At 64.0% G+C, this 17,585-nt stretch carries 12 protein-coding genes and 7 tRNA genes; 13 read left to right on the top strand and 6 right to left on the bottom strand.

Going from position 1 to position 17,585, the window contains the following annotated elements:
• Positions 1–11: 11 nt before the first annotated feature.
• From HU772_RS07605 to HU772_RS07615, 3 genes are all read right to left on the bottom strand, one after another.
• Positions 12–1,256 carry a nucleoside deaminase gene (locus HU772_RS07605; RefSeq protein ID WP_186662751.1) on the bottom strand — a complete coding sequence of 415 codons (1,245 nt, stop codon included), beginning with the start codon at positions 1,254–1,256 and terminating at the stop codon, positions 12–14.
• A gap of 129 nt (positions 1,257–1,385) precedes the next feature.
• A tRNA-Asn gene (locus HU772_RS07610) sits at positions 1,386–1,461 on the bottom strand.
• A 61-nt stretch (positions 1,462–1,522) separates the two neighbouring features.
• Positions 1,523–2,719: an amino acid aminotransferase gene (locus HU772_RS07615; RefSeq protein ID WP_134693307.1), complete on the bottom strand. Its 1,197-nt coding sequence runs from the start codon at positions 2,717–2,719 to the stop codon at positions 1,523–1,525.
• A gap of 289 nt (positions 2,720–3,008) precedes the next feature.
• On the opposite strand from HU772_RS07615, the gene uvrB reads away from it, so the two are divergent.
• Positions 3,009–5,024: an excinuclease ABC subunit UvrB gene (uvrB, locus tag HU772_RS07620; RefSeq protein ID WP_186662752.1), complete on the top strand. Its 2,016-nt coding sequence runs from the start codon at positions 3,009–3,011 to the stop codon at positions 5,022–5,024.
• Positions 5,025–5,176: 152 nt separating this feature from the next.
• On the opposite strand, the gene HU772_RS07625 is transcribed toward uvrB, so the two are convergent.
• Complete coding sequence (locus HU772_RS07625; protein ID WP_189665159.1) at positions 5,177–6,727, bottom strand: MDR family MFS transporter; 1,551 nt, start codon at positions 6,725–6,727, stop codon at positions 5,177–5,179.
• Positions 6,717–7,766 carry an HlyD family secretion protein gene (locus HU772_RS07630; protein ID WP_186662753.1) on the bottom strand — a complete coding sequence of 350 codons (1,050 nt, stop codon included), beginning with the start codon at positions 7,764–7,766 and terminating at the stop codon, positions 6,717–6,719. Before HU772_RS07630 ends, HU772_RS07625 begins: the two co-directional genes overlap by 11 nt.
• A gap of 143 nt (positions 7,767–7,909) precedes the next feature.
• Between HU772_RS07630 and gltX the strand changes: the two genes are divergently transcribed.
• From gltX to HU772_RS07690, 12 genes are all read left to right on the top strand, one after another.
• Positions 7,910–9,391, top strand: coding sequence for a glutamate--tRNA ligase (gltX, locus tag HU772_RS07635; protein WP_186662754.1), 1,482 nt, complete (start codon positions 7,910–7,912; stop codon positions 9,389–9,391).
• A 289-nt stretch (positions 9,392–9,680) separates the two neighbouring features.
• Positions 9,681–9,756, top strand: a tRNA-Ala gene (locus HU772_RS07640).
• A gap of 72 nt (positions 9,757–9,828) precedes the next feature.
• Positions 9,829–9,904: transfer RNA gene (locus HU772_RS07645), tRNA-Glu, on the top strand.
• A gap of 51 nt (positions 9,905–9,955) precedes the next feature.
• Positions 9,956–10,031, top strand: a tRNA-Ala gene (locus HU772_RS07650).
• Between the two features lie 42 nt (positions 10,032–10,073).
• Positions 10,074–10,149: transfer RNA gene (locus HU772_RS07655), tRNA-Glu, on the top strand.
• A gap of 65 nt (positions 10,150–10,214) precedes the next feature.
• Positions 10,215–10,290: transfer RNA gene (locus HU772_RS07660), tRNA-Ala, on the top strand.
• A 42-nt stretch (positions 10,291–10,332) separates the two neighbouring features.
• Positions 10,333–10,408, top strand: a tRNA-Glu gene (locus HU772_RS07665).
• 168 nt (positions 10,409–10,576) lie between these two features.
• Positions 10,577–11,116, top strand: coding sequence for a TetR/AcrR family transcriptional regulator (locus HU772_RS07670; RefSeq protein ID WP_186662704.1), 540 nt, complete (start codon positions 10,577–10,579; stop codon positions 11,114–11,116).
• A 23-nt stretch (positions 11,117–11,139) separates the two neighbouring features.
• The gene (locus HU772_RS07675; protein WP_186662705.1) at positions 11,140–11,973 is read left to right on the top strand and encodes an alpha/beta fold hydrolase; all 834 of its coding nucleotides are present in this window, start codon (positions 11,140–11,142) and stop codon (positions 11,971–11,973) included.
• Positions 11,974–12,018: 45 nt separating this feature from the next.
• Positions 12,019–12,453 carry an acyl-CoA thioesterase gene (locus HU772_RS07680; protein WP_186662706.1) on the top strand — a complete coding sequence of 145 codons (435 nt, stop codon included), beginning with the start codon at positions 12,019–12,021 and terminating at the stop codon, positions 12,451–12,453.
• A 52-nt stretch (positions 12,454–12,505) separates the two neighbouring features.
• Entirely contained in the window at positions 12,506–13,477 is a 972-nt protein-coding gene (locus HU772_RS07685; protein ID WP_186662707.1) for a tRNA dihydrouridine synthase, read from the top strand.
• Between the two features lie 146 nt (positions 13,478–13,623).
• Entirely contained in the window at positions 13,624–14,067 is a 444-nt protein-coding gene (locus HU772_RS07690; RefSeq protein ID WP_134693298.1) for an Hsp20 family protein, read from the top strand.
• A 186-nt stretch (positions 14,068–14,253) separates the two neighbouring features.
• Here HU772_RS07690 and HU772_RS07695 read toward each other — a convergent pair whose 3' ends face one another.
• Positions 14,254–17,550, bottom strand: coding sequence for a PAS domain S-box protein (locus HU772_RS07695; RefSeq protein WP_186662708.1), 3,297 nt, complete (start codon positions 17,548–17,550; stop codon positions 14,254–14,256).
• Positions 17,551–17,585: the final 35 nt, after the last annotated feature.

The raw sequence follows: 17,585 nt of genomic DNA on the forward strand, positions 1-17,585 counted from the left end.
GACGGAGGTGCTTACAACGCGCCCTTCGCAGCTTGGATCAAGGCCTCGTCCAGCACCTGGCTGGGGGCGACCTGGACGCTCTGGGTGTAGAAGGGCGGCAGCTTCTGCGCCAACTGCGCCACGGCCTGCGGCGTCACCCCTGGGTGCAGCAGCACGTATTGCAGGTTGGACGGGAACGACTGCGGCACCGGCCCCTCCATGGTCGAACCATACGCACCGAAGGTCATCACCGCCTCGCTGGTGCGTGGGTCGGGAATGTACAGGAACACGAACGTGCCGTACTTGGGGTGGGTGAGGTACTGCTGCGCCTCGGCACGGACTTGTGGATCGTTGCTGTTCATCAGCTCCCAGCGCATCAAGGCATAACGGCGCGTGGTTTCCATGAACGCCGTGCGGATGGGCGACTGCTTTTCCTGGCCGCCCAGGCATGCCAGCAGGTTGCCGAACGGATCCAGCAGGGCCACGGCGTTCATCGTGTCGGCATGGCGGGCGGTTTCCGTCAGTGGTTTGGCCAAGGCCGCACCCGGCATGCGTGGGTCGTCGAACTTGACCGTCAAGGCCCATGGGCTGAGTTCGGTCAGTGCCTTGCGCACCGCGCTATTGGCCGGCAGCGACGCCGGGTTCTTCAGTTGATCTGGCGCCAGGCCGCTGTTGTTGCTCGCCTCGCGCACCGTATTGACGCTGGCGTCGAAGATCGAACCGGTCAGGCTGAATACCCGTGCGTCGATGGCTTCCTTCGCGAAGACAGGGCCTGCCGAGCCTTGGTACTGCCGATCGATAGGCGTGTCCACTGCGTAGTAGCCCCAGGTCTGCTGGGCTTTCTGGCGCACTTCCGGCGGCAGGGTCGGGAAGTCGAACTGGCTGTTGTAGTTGACCCCGGCATAGGTGTCGATGGCGCTGACCGCCACGTTGAAACCAGCGGTGAGCAGGGAGCCTGCGCACATCGCGCAAGGGTCCAGGGTGGTGACCACGGTAAGCTTGCTGGGCTCCGGCAGGTTCAGGGCCTGGCGGTTGTCGTAGTACCACTGCACCAACTGGCGCTCGCCGTGGGCTGTTGGGTCATGGGGCAGGAACGGTGGCTGCGCGGTGCTGTTGGGGTAGGGCATCAGCACATTGTTGTGCATGGCCTGCAACACCTTGCCGGTGGCATTCTCGATGATGCAGCCGCCTACCGCGAACGTCTTCTGCTGCGCAGCGAGGATGGCTTGGTCGGCGACGGTTTCCACGGCTTGCTGAGCATTGCGAACGGTGTCCATGTTGACTCCCTGTCGTTGCTGCGCGAGGTGCGCAGGCAGACGATAGTCCAGGGCGGTCGGAAAACAAGTGCCGGGTCCTGAAAAGAAAAAACCTCCAGTGCTTGCGCATCTGGAGGTTTCTTCAATGTCTGGCTCCGCGACCTGGACTCGAACCAGGGACCCAATGATTAACAGTCATTTGCTCTACCGACTGAGCTATCGCGGAATCTGCGGGTATCTTACCCATGGCCCGAGGGAAGTCAAGCTTCCCTCAGACAATCAAGCAGTTACAGCACCTCGACGATGGCCTTGGTGACCACGTGGATGTTGCTCTGGTTCAGCGCGGCGACCGCGATGCGGCCGGTGTCCAGGGCGTAGATGCCGAACTCGTTCTTCAGGCGGGCGACCTGGTCAACGGTCAGGCCCGAGTAGGAGAACATGCCGACCTGACGGCCGACGAAGCTGAAGTCGCGGTTGGCGCCGTATTCGGCCAGCAACTGGACCATCTGCTTGCGCATGCCGTGGATGCGAGTGCGCATCTCGGCCAGCTCGGTTTCCCACATCTGGCGCAGCTCGGCGCTGTTGAGCACGGCGGCGACGATGCTGGCGCCGTGGGTAGGCGGGTTGGAGTAGGTGGTGCGGATAACCCGCTTGACCTGCGACAGCACGCGGGTGCTCTCGTCCTTCGAAGCGGTGACGATCGACAGCGCGCCAACGCGCTCGCCGTACAGCGAGAACGACTTGGAGAACGAGCTGGAGACAAAGAACTCCAGGCCCGACTCGGCGAACAGGCGCACGGCGAAGGCGTCTTCGTCGATGCCGTCGCCGAAGCCCTGGTAGGCCATGTCGAGGAATGGCACATGGCCCTTGGCCTTGACCACTTCCAGCACGTTCTTCCAGTCGTCCAGGGTCAGGTCGACGCCGGTCGGGTTATGGCAGCAGGCGTGCAGGACGATGATCGAGCCGGCAGGCAGCTTGTTCAGGTCTTCGAGCATGCCCGCGCGGTTGACGCCGTTGCTGGCCGCGTCGTAGTAGCGGTAGGTCTGTACCGGGAAGCCGGCGCTCTCGAACAGGGCGCGGTGGTTTTCCCAGCTCGGGTCGCTGATGGCGACCACGGCGCCCGGCTGCAGGCGCTTGAGGAAGTCGGCGCCGATCTTCAGCGCGCCGGTGCCGCCCACGGCCTGCACGGTGACCACGCGGCCGGCGGCCAGCAGTGGCGACTCGGCGCCGAAGATCAGCTTTTGCACGGCCTGGTCGTACTGGGCGATGCCGTCGATCGGCAGGTAGCCGCGGGAGGCGTGCTGTGCGGCACGGGCGGTCTCGGCTTCGATCACCGCGCGCAGCAGCGGGATGCGGCCTTCCTCATTGCAGTACACGCCCACGCCCAGGTTCACCTTGTCGGTGCGGGTATCGGCGTTGAATGCTTCGTTGAGGCCCAGGATGGGATCGCGGGGTGCCAGCTCGACAGCGGAAAACAGGCTCATTGTTACCTTGGCTCTGATAGGAGAGTGATAGGGGTGGCCACGCTCCAGCCGAAGGCACTGAAGCGGTGCACAAACGGGGAGTCAGTATAGTGATACCGACCGGTCACCGCGACAGTCTGCCGCTGCTTTTCCCACGGTTTGCGCAAATATTTTTTGACCACTGGTCGAATTGCCCGGTCCATTGCAATGCGCGTTCACAGGTTGCCCTTGAAAGCTGCGCCCGGCGCGCGCATTTGGGTATAGACTACTGGCTAAATTTACAGTTGCCGCGACATCCACGAGGTCCGCCATGTCCGAGTTCCAGCTCGTCACCCGATTCCAGCCGGCCGGCGACCAGCCCGAGGCCATCCGCCTGATGGTCGAAGGCATCGACGCGGGCCTTTCGCACCAGACGTTGCTCGGGGTGACCGGCTCGGGCAAGACCTTCAGCATCGCCAACGTGATCCAGCAGGTGCAACGCCCGACCATGGTGCTGGCGCCGAACAAGACCCTGGCCGCGCAGCTGTACGGCGAATTCAAGGCGTTCTTCCCGAACAATGCGGTGGAATACTTCGTTTCGTACTACGACTACTACCAGCCCGAAGCCTATGTGCCGTCGTCGGACACCTTCATCGAGAAGGACGCCTCGATCAACGACCATATCGAGCAGATGCGCCTGTCGGCGACCAAGGCATTGCTGGAGCGACGCGACGCGATCATCGTCACCACCGTGTCGTGCATCTATGGCCTGGGCAGCCCGGAGACCTACCTGAAGATGGTCCTGCACGTCGATCGCGGCGACAAGCTCGACCAGCGCGCCTTGTTGCGCCGCCTGGCAGACCTGCAGTACACCCGCAACGAGATGGACTTCGCCCGCGCCACGTTCCGTGTGCGCGGCGACGTGATCGACATCTTCCCGGCCGAATCCGACCTCGAGGCGATCCGTATCGAGCTGTTCGACGACGAGGTGGAGAACATCGCCGCCTTCGACCCGCTGACCGGCGAGGTGATCCGCAAGCTGCCGCGTTTCACCTTCTACCCCAAGAGCCACTATGTGACCCCGCGGGAGACCCTGCTCGACGCGGTGGAGGGTATCAAGGAAGAACTCAAGGACCGCCTGGAGTACCTGAACACACACAACAAGCTGGTCGAGGCCCAGCGCCTGGAGCAACGTACCCGCTTCGACCTGGAGATGATCCTCGAGCTGGGCTACTGCAACGGCATCGAGAACTACTCGCGCTATCTCTCCGGGCGCCCGGCGGGCGCGCCGCCGCCCACCCTGTATGACTACTTGCCGCCAGACGCGCTGCTGGTGATCGACGAGTCCCATGTCAGCGTTCCCCAGGTCGGCGCCATGTACAAGGGCGACCGCTCGCGCAAAGAGACTTTGGTGGAGTACGGTTTCCGCCTGCCGTCGGCGCTGGACAACCGGCCGATGCGCTTCGACGAATGGGAGGCGGTGAGCCCGCAGACCATCTTCGTCTCCGCCACCCCCGGGCCCTACGAGGCCGAGCACGCTGGCCGGGTAGTGGAGCAGGTGGTGCGTCCGACCGGCCTGGTCGATCCGCAGGTCGAGGTGCGTCCGGCGCTGACCCAGGTCGATGACTTGCTGTCGGAGATCGGCAAGCGCGTCGCCCAGGGCGAGCGGGTGCTGGCCACCACGCTGACCAAGCGCATGGCCGAGGACCTCACCGACTACCTGGCCGACCACGATGTGCGGGTGCGCTACCTGCACTCGGACATCGACACCGTCGAGCGGGTCGAGATCATCCGCGATCTGCGCCTGGGCACCTTCGATGTGCTGGTGGGCATCAACCTGCTGCGCGAGGGCCTGGACATGCCCGAGGTGTCGCTGGTGGCCATCCTCGATGCCGACAAGGAGGGCTTCCTGCGCTCCGAGCGCTCGCTGATCCAGACCATCGGCCGCGCCGCACGCAACCTTAATGGCAAGGCGATCCTCTACGCCGACAACATCACCGGCTCCATGCAGCGCGCCATCGACGAGACCGAACGGCGTCGGGCCAAGCAGGTAGCGTTCAACGAGGCTAATGGCATCGTGCCCAAGGGGGTGGTCAAGGACATCACCGACATCCTGGAGGGTGCCACCGTGCCGGGGGCGCGCAGCAAGAAGCGCAAGGGCATGGCCAAGGCGGCGGAGGAGGCTGGGCGTTACGAAGCCGAGTTGCAGAGCCCGGCCGAGATCACCAAGCGCATCAAGCAGTTGGAAGAGAAAATGTTCCAGTTCGCCCGCGACCTGGAGTTCGAGGCCGCGGCGCAGTTGCGCGACGAGATCGGCAAGCTGCGCGAGCGCTTGCTGGCTAGCTAAAGCCGTACGCAATCCCTGTAGGAGCGGCCTTGTGCCGCGAAAGAGCTGCGCAGCAGCCCCAGGATTTCAGCGTCAAGGTAGAAATTGCCGGGGCCGCTCTGCGGCCCTTTCGCGGCACAAGGTCGCTCCTACACAGCTCAGGTGTGACTCGCTCAGTGCGCTTCGCCCGCCTTCAACCCCTGCGGCAACTTGCGCGTGAGCAACACCGCCAGCATGCTCACCGCCAGCCCGATCCCGACAAAATGGAAGGCATCGTTGTAGGCCATGATCAACGCCTGCTGATGAGTGATTTCGCTCAGCTTGCCCAGCGCCGCGTTATCGCTGCCCAGCCGTTCGGCCAGTTGCGCCAGGCGTTCAGCCACCTGAGGGTTGTTCGGCACCACCGCCTCGCGCAGGTAGTCGAAATACACCTTGGTCCGCGCATCCAGCAGCGTTGCCAGCAGCGCGATGCCAATGGCGCCACCGAGGTTACGCAGGATGTTGAAAAGGCTCGAGGCCGACCCCGCATCCTGCGGCTGGATATACGCCGTGGCAATCAGCGAGATGGTCACCATGATCATTGGCTGGCCGATGGCGCGGATCACCTGGATCTGATTGAACTGTGGCCCGGCGAAGTCCGGGTTGAGTACTCCGGAGCTGAAACTGGCCAATCCGAACAGGCAAAAGCCCAGGGCGCAGAGCACCTTCGGCGAGATCACCTTCATCAATTGCGGCACCAGCGGAATCAAGAACAGCTGCGGGATGCCCATCCACATGATTACTTCGCCGATCTGCAGGGCGTTATAGCCCTGGATCTGCGCCAGGTAGAGCGGTAGCAGGTAGATCGAACCGTACAGGCCGACGCCCATGCCCAGGCTGGCGATACTCGACAGGCCGAAGTTGCGGTTGCCGAGAATGCGCAGGTTGATCAGCGGGTGCGCGCGGGAGAATTGCAGGATCACGAACAGGACCAGGCTGAGCAAGGCCACGGTGCCGAGGCTGACGATCAGGTTCGACTCCAGCCAGTCCTTGCGATGCCCCTCCTCGAGAAACACCTGCAGGCAGCCCAGGCCCAGGCCCAGGGTGACGATGCCGGCATAGTCGGTGCTCTTCAACAGCTCCCAGTGCGCTTCTTTTTTTTCCAGCCCGTAGAGCAGGCCAGCGATCATCACCAGCCCCGGCGGGATGTTGATGTAGAAGATGTACTCCCAACCCCAGTTCTCGGTCAGCCAGCCGCCCAGGGTCGGGCCGATCGAGGGCGCGAAGGTGGCAGTCATGGCGAACATGGCCATGCCCTTGGCGCGGTGGTGCTCAGGCAGCTTGATCAGCGTCAGGGTGAAGGCCAGCGGGATCAAGGCGCCGCCGGTGAAACCCTGTAGGGCGCGGAACAGGATCATGCTCTCCAGGTTCCAGGCCATCGAGCACAGCAACGACGACACCAGGAAGCCCAGCGACACCCACACCGCCAGGCGCCGGGCCGATAGCAGCTGCACCAGCCAGGCGGTCAGGGGGATCATGATGATCTCCGCCACCAGGTAGGAAGTGGAAATCCATGAGCCTTCCTCCAGGGTCGCCGACAGCGCGCCCTGGATGTCCTTCAGCGACGAGTTGGTGATCTGGATGTCCAGCACCGCCATGAAGGCGCCGAGCATCACACTCATCACCGCGATCCAGTCGCGTCGGCTCGGCTCCGCCGTGGGGCGCAGCAGCGGGTCACCGGCCATCGGCGTTGCCGTCGCGCAGATCGACCGTGGCGGTGACCGACATGCCGGGGCGAATGCGCCCATGCAGCGGGTTGTCGGCGGCGAAGGTCAGCTTGACGGGCAGGCGCTGAACCACCTTGGTGAAGTTGCCGGTGGCGTTGTCCGGGGGCAGTAGGCTGAACTGCGCGCCGGAGGCGGCGAACAGGCTGTCGACACGGGCCTCGATCGGGGTGTCAGGGTAGCTGTCGAACACCAGTTCGGCGCGCTGGCCGGGGTGCATCCGGCCGATCTGGGTTTCCTTGAAGTTGGCCTGTACCCAGATGTCCTCGTCCGGGACGATCGACAGCAGGTAGGCGCCGGCCTGCACCACCTGGCCGTTGCGCGCGCTGCGCTGGCCGACGGTACCGTTGATTGGCGCGCGGATCTCGCAGCGACTGAGGTTGAGTTGCGCCTGGGCCAGGTCGGCACGGGCATTGGCGATCTGTGCGTCAAGACGCTTGAGTTCGGCGCTCAGCGCGTCGACCTGCTGGCGCTGGCCCTTGAGGTCGGCCTGGGCCTTGTCCACCTGGGAGCGGGCGACATGGCTTTCCGCCGACAGGGTGGTGACCCGCTCTTCGGAGACGAAGCCAGGCTTGCGCAATGCCTGGGCGCGGTTGAGGTCGAGTTGCGAACGATCGAGGGTGGCCTGGTTGGCCGCCACCTGGGCCTGGCCTGCGGCGATCAGGCTGCCTTGTTGGGCCAGGCGGCTCTGCGCCTGCGCCAGCTCTGCCTCGCGGGTGGCCAGGGCGGCATGAGCACGGGCCACGGCCAGCTCGAAGTCGGCCGTTTCCAGGCGTACCAGCAGGTCGCCTTTTTGCACGTGCTGGTTATCCTCCACCGGCACCAGGTCGATGCGTGCACCCAGTTGGCTGGAAATACGCGTGATCTCACCCTGGACATAGGCGTTGTCGGTGCTCTCGTAGAAACGCCCCTTGAAATACCAGTGGGCGAGGAAGGCGAGGGCGACCAGCAGCACCAGAGTGATGAAGATCAGCAGGCGGCGTTTGAGTTGAGCGGGCATGGGGACCAGGATTCCAGAAGTGTAAGCAAATTTAACAGCGCCGACAGACCGCGTCACAAGTGACGATAGCGCCATTGCTGGAGCCCGATGCCTGCTCCCTGCTAACATTCGACCTTTGTTTGAATCTTCGTTCGAGACTCTCCATGACCACCGTTCGCACGCGTATCGCGCCATCGCCCACTGGCGATCCCCATGTCGGCACCGCCTACATCGCCCTGTTCAACTACTGCTTCGCCAAGCAGCACGGCGGTGAGTTCATCCTGCGGATCGAAGACACCGACCAGCTGCGCTCGACCCGCGAGTCGGAGCAGCAGATCTTCGACGCCCTGCGCTGGCTGGGCATCGAATGGAACGAAGGCCCGGATGTCGGCGGCCCGCACGGCCCGTACCGGCAGAGCGAGCGTGGCGAGATCTACGCCAAGTACGCCAAGCAACTGGTCGACGCCGGCCACGCCTTCTACTGCTTCTGCACCGCCGAAGAGCTGGAGCAGATGCGCGCCGAGCAGATGGCCCGTGGCGAAACCCCTCGTTACGACGGTCGCGCGCTGCTGTTGAGCGCCGAGGAAGTGCAGCGGCGCCTGGCGGCTGGCGAGCCGCACGTGATCCGGATGAAGGTCCCGAGCGAAGGCATCTGCGTGGTGCCGGACATGCTGCGCGGCGATGTCGAGATCCCGTGGGACCGTATGGACATGCAGGTGCTGATGAAGAACGACGGCCTGCCGACCTACTTCCTGGCCAACGTGGTCGATGACCACCTGATGGGCATCACTCACGTGCTGCGCGGTGAAGAGTGGCTGCCGTCGGCGCCCAAGCTGATCAAACTGTACGAGTACTTCGGTTGGGAACAGCCCAAGCTGTGCTACATGCCGCTGCTGCGCAACCCTGACAAGAGCAAGCTCTCCAAGCGCAAGAACCCGACTTCGGTGACCTTCTACGAGCGCATGGGCTTCATGCCCGAAGCGATGCTCAACTACCTGGGGCGCATGGGCTGGTCGATGCCCGACGAGCGCGAGAAGTTCTCCCTGGCCGAGATGGTCGAGCACTTCGACCTGTCGCGCATCTCCCTGGGTGGTCCGATCTTCGACATCGAGAAGCTGTCTTGGTTGAACGGCCAGTGGCTGCGCGAACTGCCGGTGGAAGAATTCGCCGCGCGGGTGCAGAAATGGGCCTTCAACAGCGACTACATGATGAAGATCGCGCCACACGTGCAGGGCCGGGTCGAGACCTTCAGCCAGGTCGCCCCGCTGGGTGGCTTCTTCTTCGAGGGCGCGCTCAAGCTCGATGCCAAGCTGTTCGAGAGCAAGAAGCTGTCGGCCGACCAGGTGCGCCAAGTGGTGCAACTGATCCTGTGGAAGCTGGAGAGCCTGCGTCAGTGGGAAAAAGACCGCATCACCGGCTGCATCCAGGCGGTTGTCGAGGCGCTGGAACTCAAGCTGCGTGACGCCATGCCGCTGATGTTCGCTGCCATCACTGGCCAGGCCAGCTCGGTGTCGGTGCTCGATGCCATGGAAATCCTCGGTCCCGACCTGACTCGCTACCGCCTGCGCCAGGCCCTTGACCTGCTCGGCGGCGTGTCGAAGAAAGAAAACAAGGAATGGGAAAAGCTGCTGGCGAACATCGCCTGACAGCGACCTCGAAGCGATAGCTGAACCTGTGGGAGCGGGTTTACCCGCGAATACGATAGTGCATGCGCCACCGCATTCGCGGGTAAACCCGCTCCCACAAGGCCCAGTGCTCGGGTTTTTGCCGGGGCAGGGCGGTAAGTGATTGTTATCTGTGAAAAAAATTTTGAATATTTTCAAAAATTCGTTTGACAGCCCTGCAATCCGATCTTAATATGCGCCCCGTCCACAGCGATGAACGAAAACGAAACGCCAGGCACCCAGCCAGCGCTTCGGTTCAGAGCGACATTGTGGGGCTATAGCTCAGCTGGGAGAGCGCCTGCATGGCATGCAGGAGGTCAGCGGTTCGATCCCGCTTAGCTCCACCAAATTCCGACTGATAGCCAAGGCTGTCAGGCAAGGCCGGTTCCAGCATACGGGTCTTGAAGGTAAGAAGGTTCGTCCCCTTCGTCTAGTGGCCTAGGACACCGCCCTTTCACGGCGGTAACAGGGGTTCGAGTCCCCTAGGGGACGCCAGTTTTGCACAAGCGATATCCTGATGTCGCTGGGCCGAGAGGCTAGAAATCCGGGGCTATAGCTCAGCTGGGAGAGCGCCTGCATGGCATGCAGGAGGTCAGCGGTTCGATCCCGCTTAGCTCCACCAATTTTGCCGCGATTCGCGAAAGCGGGTCGGCACGAAGGTTACGTCCCCTTCGTCTAGTGGCCTAGGACACCGCCCTTTCACGGCGGTAACAGGGGTTCGAGTCCCCTAGGGGACGCCACTTTTACCCGCAAGTTGCGGGGTTGAAAGGCTCATCACCCAATAGATGAGCTTTTTGTTTTACTCGGGGCTATAGCTCAGCTGGGAGAGCGCCTGCATGGCATGCAGGAGGTCAGCGGTTCGATCCCGCTTAGCTCCACCAATTCGCCGCGTTGCGTGAAAACGTAACGGCACGAAGGTTTACGTCCCCTTCGTCTAGTGGCCTAGGACACCGCCCTTTCACGGCGGTAACAGGGGTTCGAGTCCCCTAGGGGACGCCAATTTTTTACCCGCGTTTTGCGGGACTTATAAGGCTCATTCGATTATTGAATGGGCCTTTTGTTTTTTCCGTCCTCTGAAAATTGCTCCGCCAATCCATGGTCGGAAAATTCTGCTTGCCAATAAATATTATGGGCATAATATGTTGATCATAATATTTGAGGTGAGCCATGAGCGACAAGAAGAGCCGAACCCGCGAACGCATTCTCGAGGCTGCCCGCAGTGCGTTGATCCAACAGGGGCCCGCCGAGCCGAGCGTCAGCCAGGTGATGGGCGCCGCCGGGTTGACGGTGGGGGGCTTCTACGCCCACTTCCAGAGCAAGGACGAGCTGATGCTCGAGGCGTTCGCACAGCTGCTCGGCGACCGTCGGGCCTTGCTCGCCCAACTCGACCCAAATCTGGACGGTGCCGAACGGCGGGCACTGGCTGCGGCTTTCTACCTGTCGCGCAAGCACCGTGATGCCGAAGTGCAGGCCTGCCCCATCCCCAGTGCGCTGGGCGAGATGCAGCGCTTGCCGGACGCTTTCCGTGACGTGCTGGCCGAGCACATCGAGCTGATGACCGCGCAAATGGTCGACCGTCCGGAAGACATCGACAAGGCGCTCGCCGACCTTGCCCTGATGATCGGCGGCTTGGCGGTGGCCCGTGCCCTGGGTGCCGGCGAGTTGTCCGACCGAATCTTGCGCGCCGCCAAATCGGCGGTGATCTGAACCCCTGACCCTGGAGCAAGGCGATGACGACCCTGAGCTGGATTCGCGGTGTCAACGGCACCCTTGGCCATCTGGCCCCCGAACATGTCGCCGGCAAGATGCGCCGGGCATTCATGAGCCCGCGTACCCTGCCGCCCAAATCATGGGAGCTGCCACTGCTGGCCAGGGCCGAGCGTATTACCTTGCGCTTCGGTCTGTCGGCGTTGCGCTGGGGGCAGGGCCCGACGGTGTTGTTGATGCACGGCTGGGAAGGGCGGCCAACGCAGTTTGCTGCCTTGATCGAAACCCTGGTCGACAGCGGTTACACCGTGGTGTCGCTGGACGGCCCGGCCCATGGCCGCTCGCCGGGTGAAAAAGCGAATGTGGTGCTGTTTGCCCGTGCGTTGCTGGAAGCTGCCGCCGAGCTGCCGCCGTTGCGTGCCGTGATCGGCCATTCCATGGGCGGTGCCAGCGTGTTGCTGGCCCTGCAGTGGGGGCTGCGCACCGATGCCGCGGTCAGCATCGCCGCGCCGGCGCAACTGCTTGAGGTGTTGCGTGGGTTCGCCCGGCGGCTTGGCCTGCCGGCGCGCGCCAGGGCGGCGTTCATTCGCCAGGTGGAACGGGACGTCGGCGTCCAGATCAGCCGTCTCGATGTCAATGGCTATCAACTGGACATCCCCGGATTGGTGGTGCATGCCGAGGACGACGGGCGGGTCGCTGCCAGCGAGGCACCATTGATCCACAAGGCCTGGTTCGACAGCCGCCTGTTGCTGCTCGAACAGGGTGGCCATTCCCGGTTGCTGGCCGATCCGCGCCTGGGCCAGGCGGTGCTGGAACTGTTGGCGCGCACCACCCAGAGGGCGCGGCAAAGCGCCTGAGCATCCGTTACACTCTGCCCGTTCATTGCAATCGTGGGAGCGGGCATGAGTTGGGATCTGGCAGCACCATTCATCATCGACCTTCGCGTCGGCAACGAAGACATCGACGGCCTTGGCCATGCCAACAACGCCGTCTACGTCACCTGGCTGGAGCGCTGTGCCTGGCGTCACTCCCAGCGCCTGGGCCTGGACCTGGCCGAGTACCGGCGGTTGGATCGCGCCATGGCAGTGGTTCGCCATGAAATCGATTACCTCGCCGCCGCCTACGAGGACGACGAGCTGCAACTGGCTACCTGGATCATCGACTGGGACCAACGCCTGCGCATGACCCGGCGCTTCCAGCTCAAGCGTCCGAGCGATGGCGTGACCCTGCTGCGCGCGCAGACCACCTTCGCCTGCATCGAGCTGTCCAGCGGCAAACCCCGGCGCATGCCGACGGAGTTCCTTGACGGTTATGGCCCGGCGCTGATCGGCAGCTGATCAGCGTTGGATTTTTGCTAGACTGCCGCCTTTTTCGTGGCGAGACCCTGACATGCAAATTGCCCTGGCCCCTATGGAGGGGCTGGTCGACAACATCCTGCGCGACGTCCTGACCCGGGTGGGTGGCATCGATTGGTGCGTCACCGAGTTCATTCGTGTCTGCGATCGCCTGCTGCCGGCATCCTCGTTCGACAAGCTGGCCCCGGAGTTGCGCCAGGGCGCGCGAACGGCGGCGGGCGTGCCGATGCGCGTGCAATTGCTCGGCTCCGACCCGGTATGCCTGGCGGAAAACGCGGCGCTGGCCTGCGAGTTGGGGGCGCCGGTGATCGACTTGAACTTCGGCTGCCCGGCCAAGACCGTCAACAAGTCGCGGGGCGGGGCGGTGCTGCTCAAGGAGCCTGAGCTGCTGCATGCGATCGTGCGCGAGGTGCGCCGCGCAGTGCCGGCGCATATTCCGGTCACCGCGAAGATGCGTCTGGGCTACGACAGCCCCGACGGCGCGCTGGACTGCGCCCGGGCCCTGGCTGAAGGTGGTTCGGCGCACCTGGTGGTGCACGCGCGGACCAAGGTCGAGGGCTACAAGCCGCCGGCCCACTGGGAGTGGGTGGCGCGGGTCCAGGATGTGGTCAAGGTGCCGGTGTTCGCCAATGGCGAGATCTGGACCGTCGACGACTGGCGGCGTTGCCGCGAAGTCAGCGGCGCCGAGGACATCATGCTCGGTCGCGGCCTGGTGTCGCGACCGGACCTGGCCTTGCAGATCGCGGCGGCGCGCGATGGCGTGGACTACCAGCCGTTGAGCTGGGATGAGTTGCTGCCCTTGCTGCGCGAGTTCTGGCGCCAGGCCCAGGCCAAGCTGTCGCCGCGCTATGCGCCGGGGCGGATGAAGCAGTGGTTGGCGATGCTGACCCGGGGCTACCCGGAGGCGGTGGTGTTGTTTGCCGAGTTGCGCCGGGAGAATGATTGCCAGCGGATCAGTGGGTTGCTGGGTTACGAGCCGCAGGTGCTCGAGGAACGGGTGGCCTGAGTCAGGCCTGTGGCGATTTCAGCGGCTGGCAAATTTTTTCAGGGCCGCCCTTGAAAGCCGTTTGCCCGGACATATCTCTTGAGTACGCGATGCCGAAGTCGGGTCGCGTAATGACTTTACTTGCTGAATCTCAGGAGTTCATGACCATGACCACCGCTTTCTCTCTCGCCCCACTTTTCCGCAACTCTGTAGGTTTCGACCGTTTCAACGACCTGTTCGAAGCTGCGGCGCGCAATGAGGCCGGTAGCAGCTACCCGCCCTACAACGTCGAAAAGCATGGCGATGATCAATACCGCATCGTGGTTGCCGCAGCAGGCTTCCAGGAACAGGACCTTGACCTGCAGGTTGAAAAAGGCGTCCTGACCGTCATCGGCGGCAAGCGCGACAACAGCAGCGAAGGCGTTACCTTCCTGCACCAGGGCATTGCCCAGCGCGCCTTCAAGCTGTCGTTCCGCCTGGCCGACCATATCGAGGTCAAGGGCGCGGGCCTGGCCAACGGCCTGCTCAGCATCGAGTTGCTGCGCGTGGTGCCGGAAGAGGCCAAGGCCAAGCGCATCCCGATCAATGGCGAAAAGCCAGCGCTGAACTAAGTTCGGCGGAATGAAAGAAAGGGCACCTGCGGGTGCCCTTTCTGTTTTATGCAGACCCTGTAAGCGGCCTTGTGTCGCGAAAGGGCTGCGTAGTAGCCCCGGCGATTGTTGCTTTAACGCCGAAGCCCTGGGGCTGCTGCGCAGCCCTTTCGCGACACAAGGCCGCTCCTACAGGGGATCGCTTAATCAGTAATCCGCCGGTGCCTCCAGCAGCATCTGGCGGAACTCCGGCAACGGCAGCGGCCGGCTGTGCAGGTAGCCCTGGTACAGGTGGCAACCCAGTCGCTCGAGGAATTCCAACTGCTCGCTCAGCTCCACGCCCTCGGCAATCACCGCCAGCTCCAGGCTGCGGGCCATGGCGACGATGGCGCGGACGATCTCGGCGTCGTTGGGGTCGACCGGAGCGTCACGCACGAAGGTCTGGTCGATCTTCAGCGCATCCACCGGCAGGCGCTTGAGGTAGGTCAGCGACGAATAGCCGGTGCCGAAATCGTCCATGGCGAAGCTCACGCCGTAGCGCTTGAGTTCGCGCATCTTGCTGATGGTGTCTTCCAGGTTCTGGATGACGATGCCTTCGGTGATCTCCAGCTTGAGCATGTGCCGCGGCAGGCGGTAGTCGTCCAGGCTGCGCAGCACCCGCTCGACGAAGTCGTTCTGGCGGAACTGGCGCGGGCTGATGTTGACGCACAGGCTGAAACCTTCGGCGTCGATCAAGCCGTCGGCGAGCATGCGTGCGCAGGCGTCACAGGCTTCGTCGAGGATCCAGCTGCCCACTTCCAGGATCAGGCCACTTTCCTCGAGCACCTGGATGAACTGCGCCGGTGGCTGCTGGCCCAGTTGTGGATGGTGCCAGCGCAGCAGCACCTCGGCACCGACTATGCGGTTGTCGCGGGCATCGACCTGGGGCTGGAAGTGCAGGGCCAGTTCGCCCCGGGCCAGGGCCAGGCGCAGGTCGTTTTCCATGCGCAGGCGCTCGCTGGCGGCTTTTTGCATGGTGGTGTGGAACAACTGGGTGGTGTTGCGCCCGGAGTCCTTGGCCCGGTACAGGGCGATATCGGCGCGCTTGAGCAGGTCGGCGGGCGTGGCGCCGTGGTCGGGGATCAGCGCCACGCCGATGCTGGGTGTCACCTGCAGGCGCTGGCCGTCCAGCGACATGGGCTCGGCCAGTAGTTCGCGCAGGGTGTCGGCCAGTTCGCGGACCTTGGCTTCCACTTGCTCGCGGCTGCCCTCCAGGCCGCTGAGCAGCACCACGAATTCGTCTCCGCCCAGGCGCGCCACGGTGTCTTCCAGGCGCACGCTGGCCTCCAGGCGGGCGGTGATGATCTTCAGCACCGTGTCGCCCACCGGATGCCCCAGCGAATCATTGATGTGCTTGAAGTGGTCGAGGTCGAGGAACAGCAGCGCGCCACGCAGGTTATGGCGCTTGAGCAGGGCGATCTGCTGGCTCAGGCGGTCCATTAGCAGGGCGCGGTTGGGCAGGTTGGTCAGCGGGTCGTGGTAGGCCAGGTGGCGGATCTGCGCCTGGGCGTTCTTCAGCAGGCTGACATCGCGGGCGGTGAGCAGCAGGCAGTCGGTCTCGTTGAGGCTGATCGGCTCCACCGAGACTTCCACGGTGAGGATGTCGCCGCGCTTGTTGCGCCCGAGCATTTCCCGGTGGTGCACCCGACCGTGTTCGCGCAGTTCGTTTAGCAGTGCGCCGCGCTGCTTCTCGTCGGCCCAGATGCCAATCTCGTACACCGTGCGCCCGACGACGTCGGCGGCGCTGTAGCCGGTCAGCCGGCTGAAGCCATCGTTGACCTCCAGGTAGCGGCCGCTCTGGCGTTCGGTGATGGTGATGGCGTCGGGGCTGGAGTGGAAGGCCTTGGCGAATTTTTCCTCGCTGGCCTTGAGCGCGGCCTCGGCGCGTTGTTGCTGGGTAATGTCGCGCAGGGTGGTGACGCTGCAGGCCTGGCCGTCGACGCTGATCAGGCGGCTGGAGATCACGCAGGTCAGGGGTGTGCCGTTGCGGTGGTTGACTCCCACCGCCACGTTGCTCAGGGCCTGGTCGCGGATTACTCGCTCGATGCGCTGGGCGCGTTCGGCCGACTCGGCCCACAGGCCCAGCTCCGCGGCGGTGTGGCCGAGCACCTGTTCGGCGCTCCAGCCGAATGTATGGCTGAACGCCGGGTTGATCTCGATGAACTGGCCGCTGTCCTGGCGGGTCACGCAGATCGGGTCGGGGCTGACCTGGAACAGGCTGGCGAACTTTTCTTCCGAGGCGGTCAGGCGCTGCTCACGTTCGACCTGGTCGGTGATGTCGAGCAGGGTGCCGGCCATGCGCAGCGGGTTGCCCTGGTCGTCTCGGTACAGGCGCGCGCGGCTTTCGATATAGCGCGAGGCGCCGTTGTCCAGTTGCACCCGGTAAGTGATCTGGTAATTGCCCGCCGGTCCTTCGCGCAGGCTGCGGTAGGCCTGGCGCATGACACTGCGCTCATGCTCGGGCACGCCTTCGAAGAAGGCCTCGAACGATTCGTGGAAGGGCACCGGGTCCAGGCCGTGCAGTTGTGCGGCGCGGGCCGAGCCGTAGAGCATGCCGCTGGGGATGTGCCAGTCCCAGGTGCCCAGCTGGGCCGAATCCAGGGCCAGGTCGAGGCGTTCCTGGCTGTCCTTGAGCGCCTGCTCGGCGCGCTTGCGCTCGGTGGTGTCGACGAAGGTGCTGATCAGGTAGGTGATCCCCTCCATCTCGATGCCCTGGGTGCAGAGGATGCCGTCGTGGATCTTGCCGCTGGTGGCGCGGAACTGCACCTCCAGGGTCAGCGGGCCGCTGCCGGCGCGGGTGGCGTCCATGACCAGGTGGCGTTGTTCGGGATTGACCCACAGGCCCAGCTCCAGGCTGGTCTTGCCGACCACCTGGGCGCCTGGCCAGCCGAACATGTGCTCGAAGTGCTGGTTGACCTCGATGATCAGCCCATCGTGGCGGCGGGTCAGGAGGATGGCGTTGGGGCTGAGGTGGAACAGTGTGGCGAAGCGCTTCTCGGAGTTGATCAGCGCGGTTTCCCGCTCGCGTTGGCGGGTGATTTCGCGGATCACCCCGATCATCTGCGCCCGGCCATGGGCATCATGGGTCAGGCTGCCGTTGATTTCCAGCCAGTGCATGCTGCCGTCGGGCCACTGGATACGATGGCGCATGGCCTGTTCGATCGGTTCGCCGTTGACCACCGCCTGGAACGCCTGGCGAGTGCGGGCGCGGTCTTCCTCGGGCAGCAGGTCGAGGTAGTCGATTTCGCTGGGCAGCGGGCGCTGCGGATCGAAGCCGAACAATGCCTGGGTACCGCGCGACCAGCTGACCCGGCCGCTTTCGATGTCCCACAGCCAGGCGCCCAGGCGTGCGCCATTGAGCGCGGCCAACAATTGCGGCGCGTTCTGCCAGGCCTGTTCCGATTCCTGGGGATCGGCCGCGGGAATGCGGGGCAGGCGCGGAAAACGGTTTGCTGATTTGGGCATCGATACCAGACCTTTGGCGAATGAAGCGTCCTTGT

The organism is Pseudomonas xantholysinigenes (genome assembly GCF_014268885.2).
Taxonomy (GTDB): domain Bacteria; phylum Pseudomonadota; class Gammaproteobacteria; order Pseudomonadales; family Pseudomonadaceae; genus Aquipseudomonas; species Aquipseudomonas xantholysinigenes.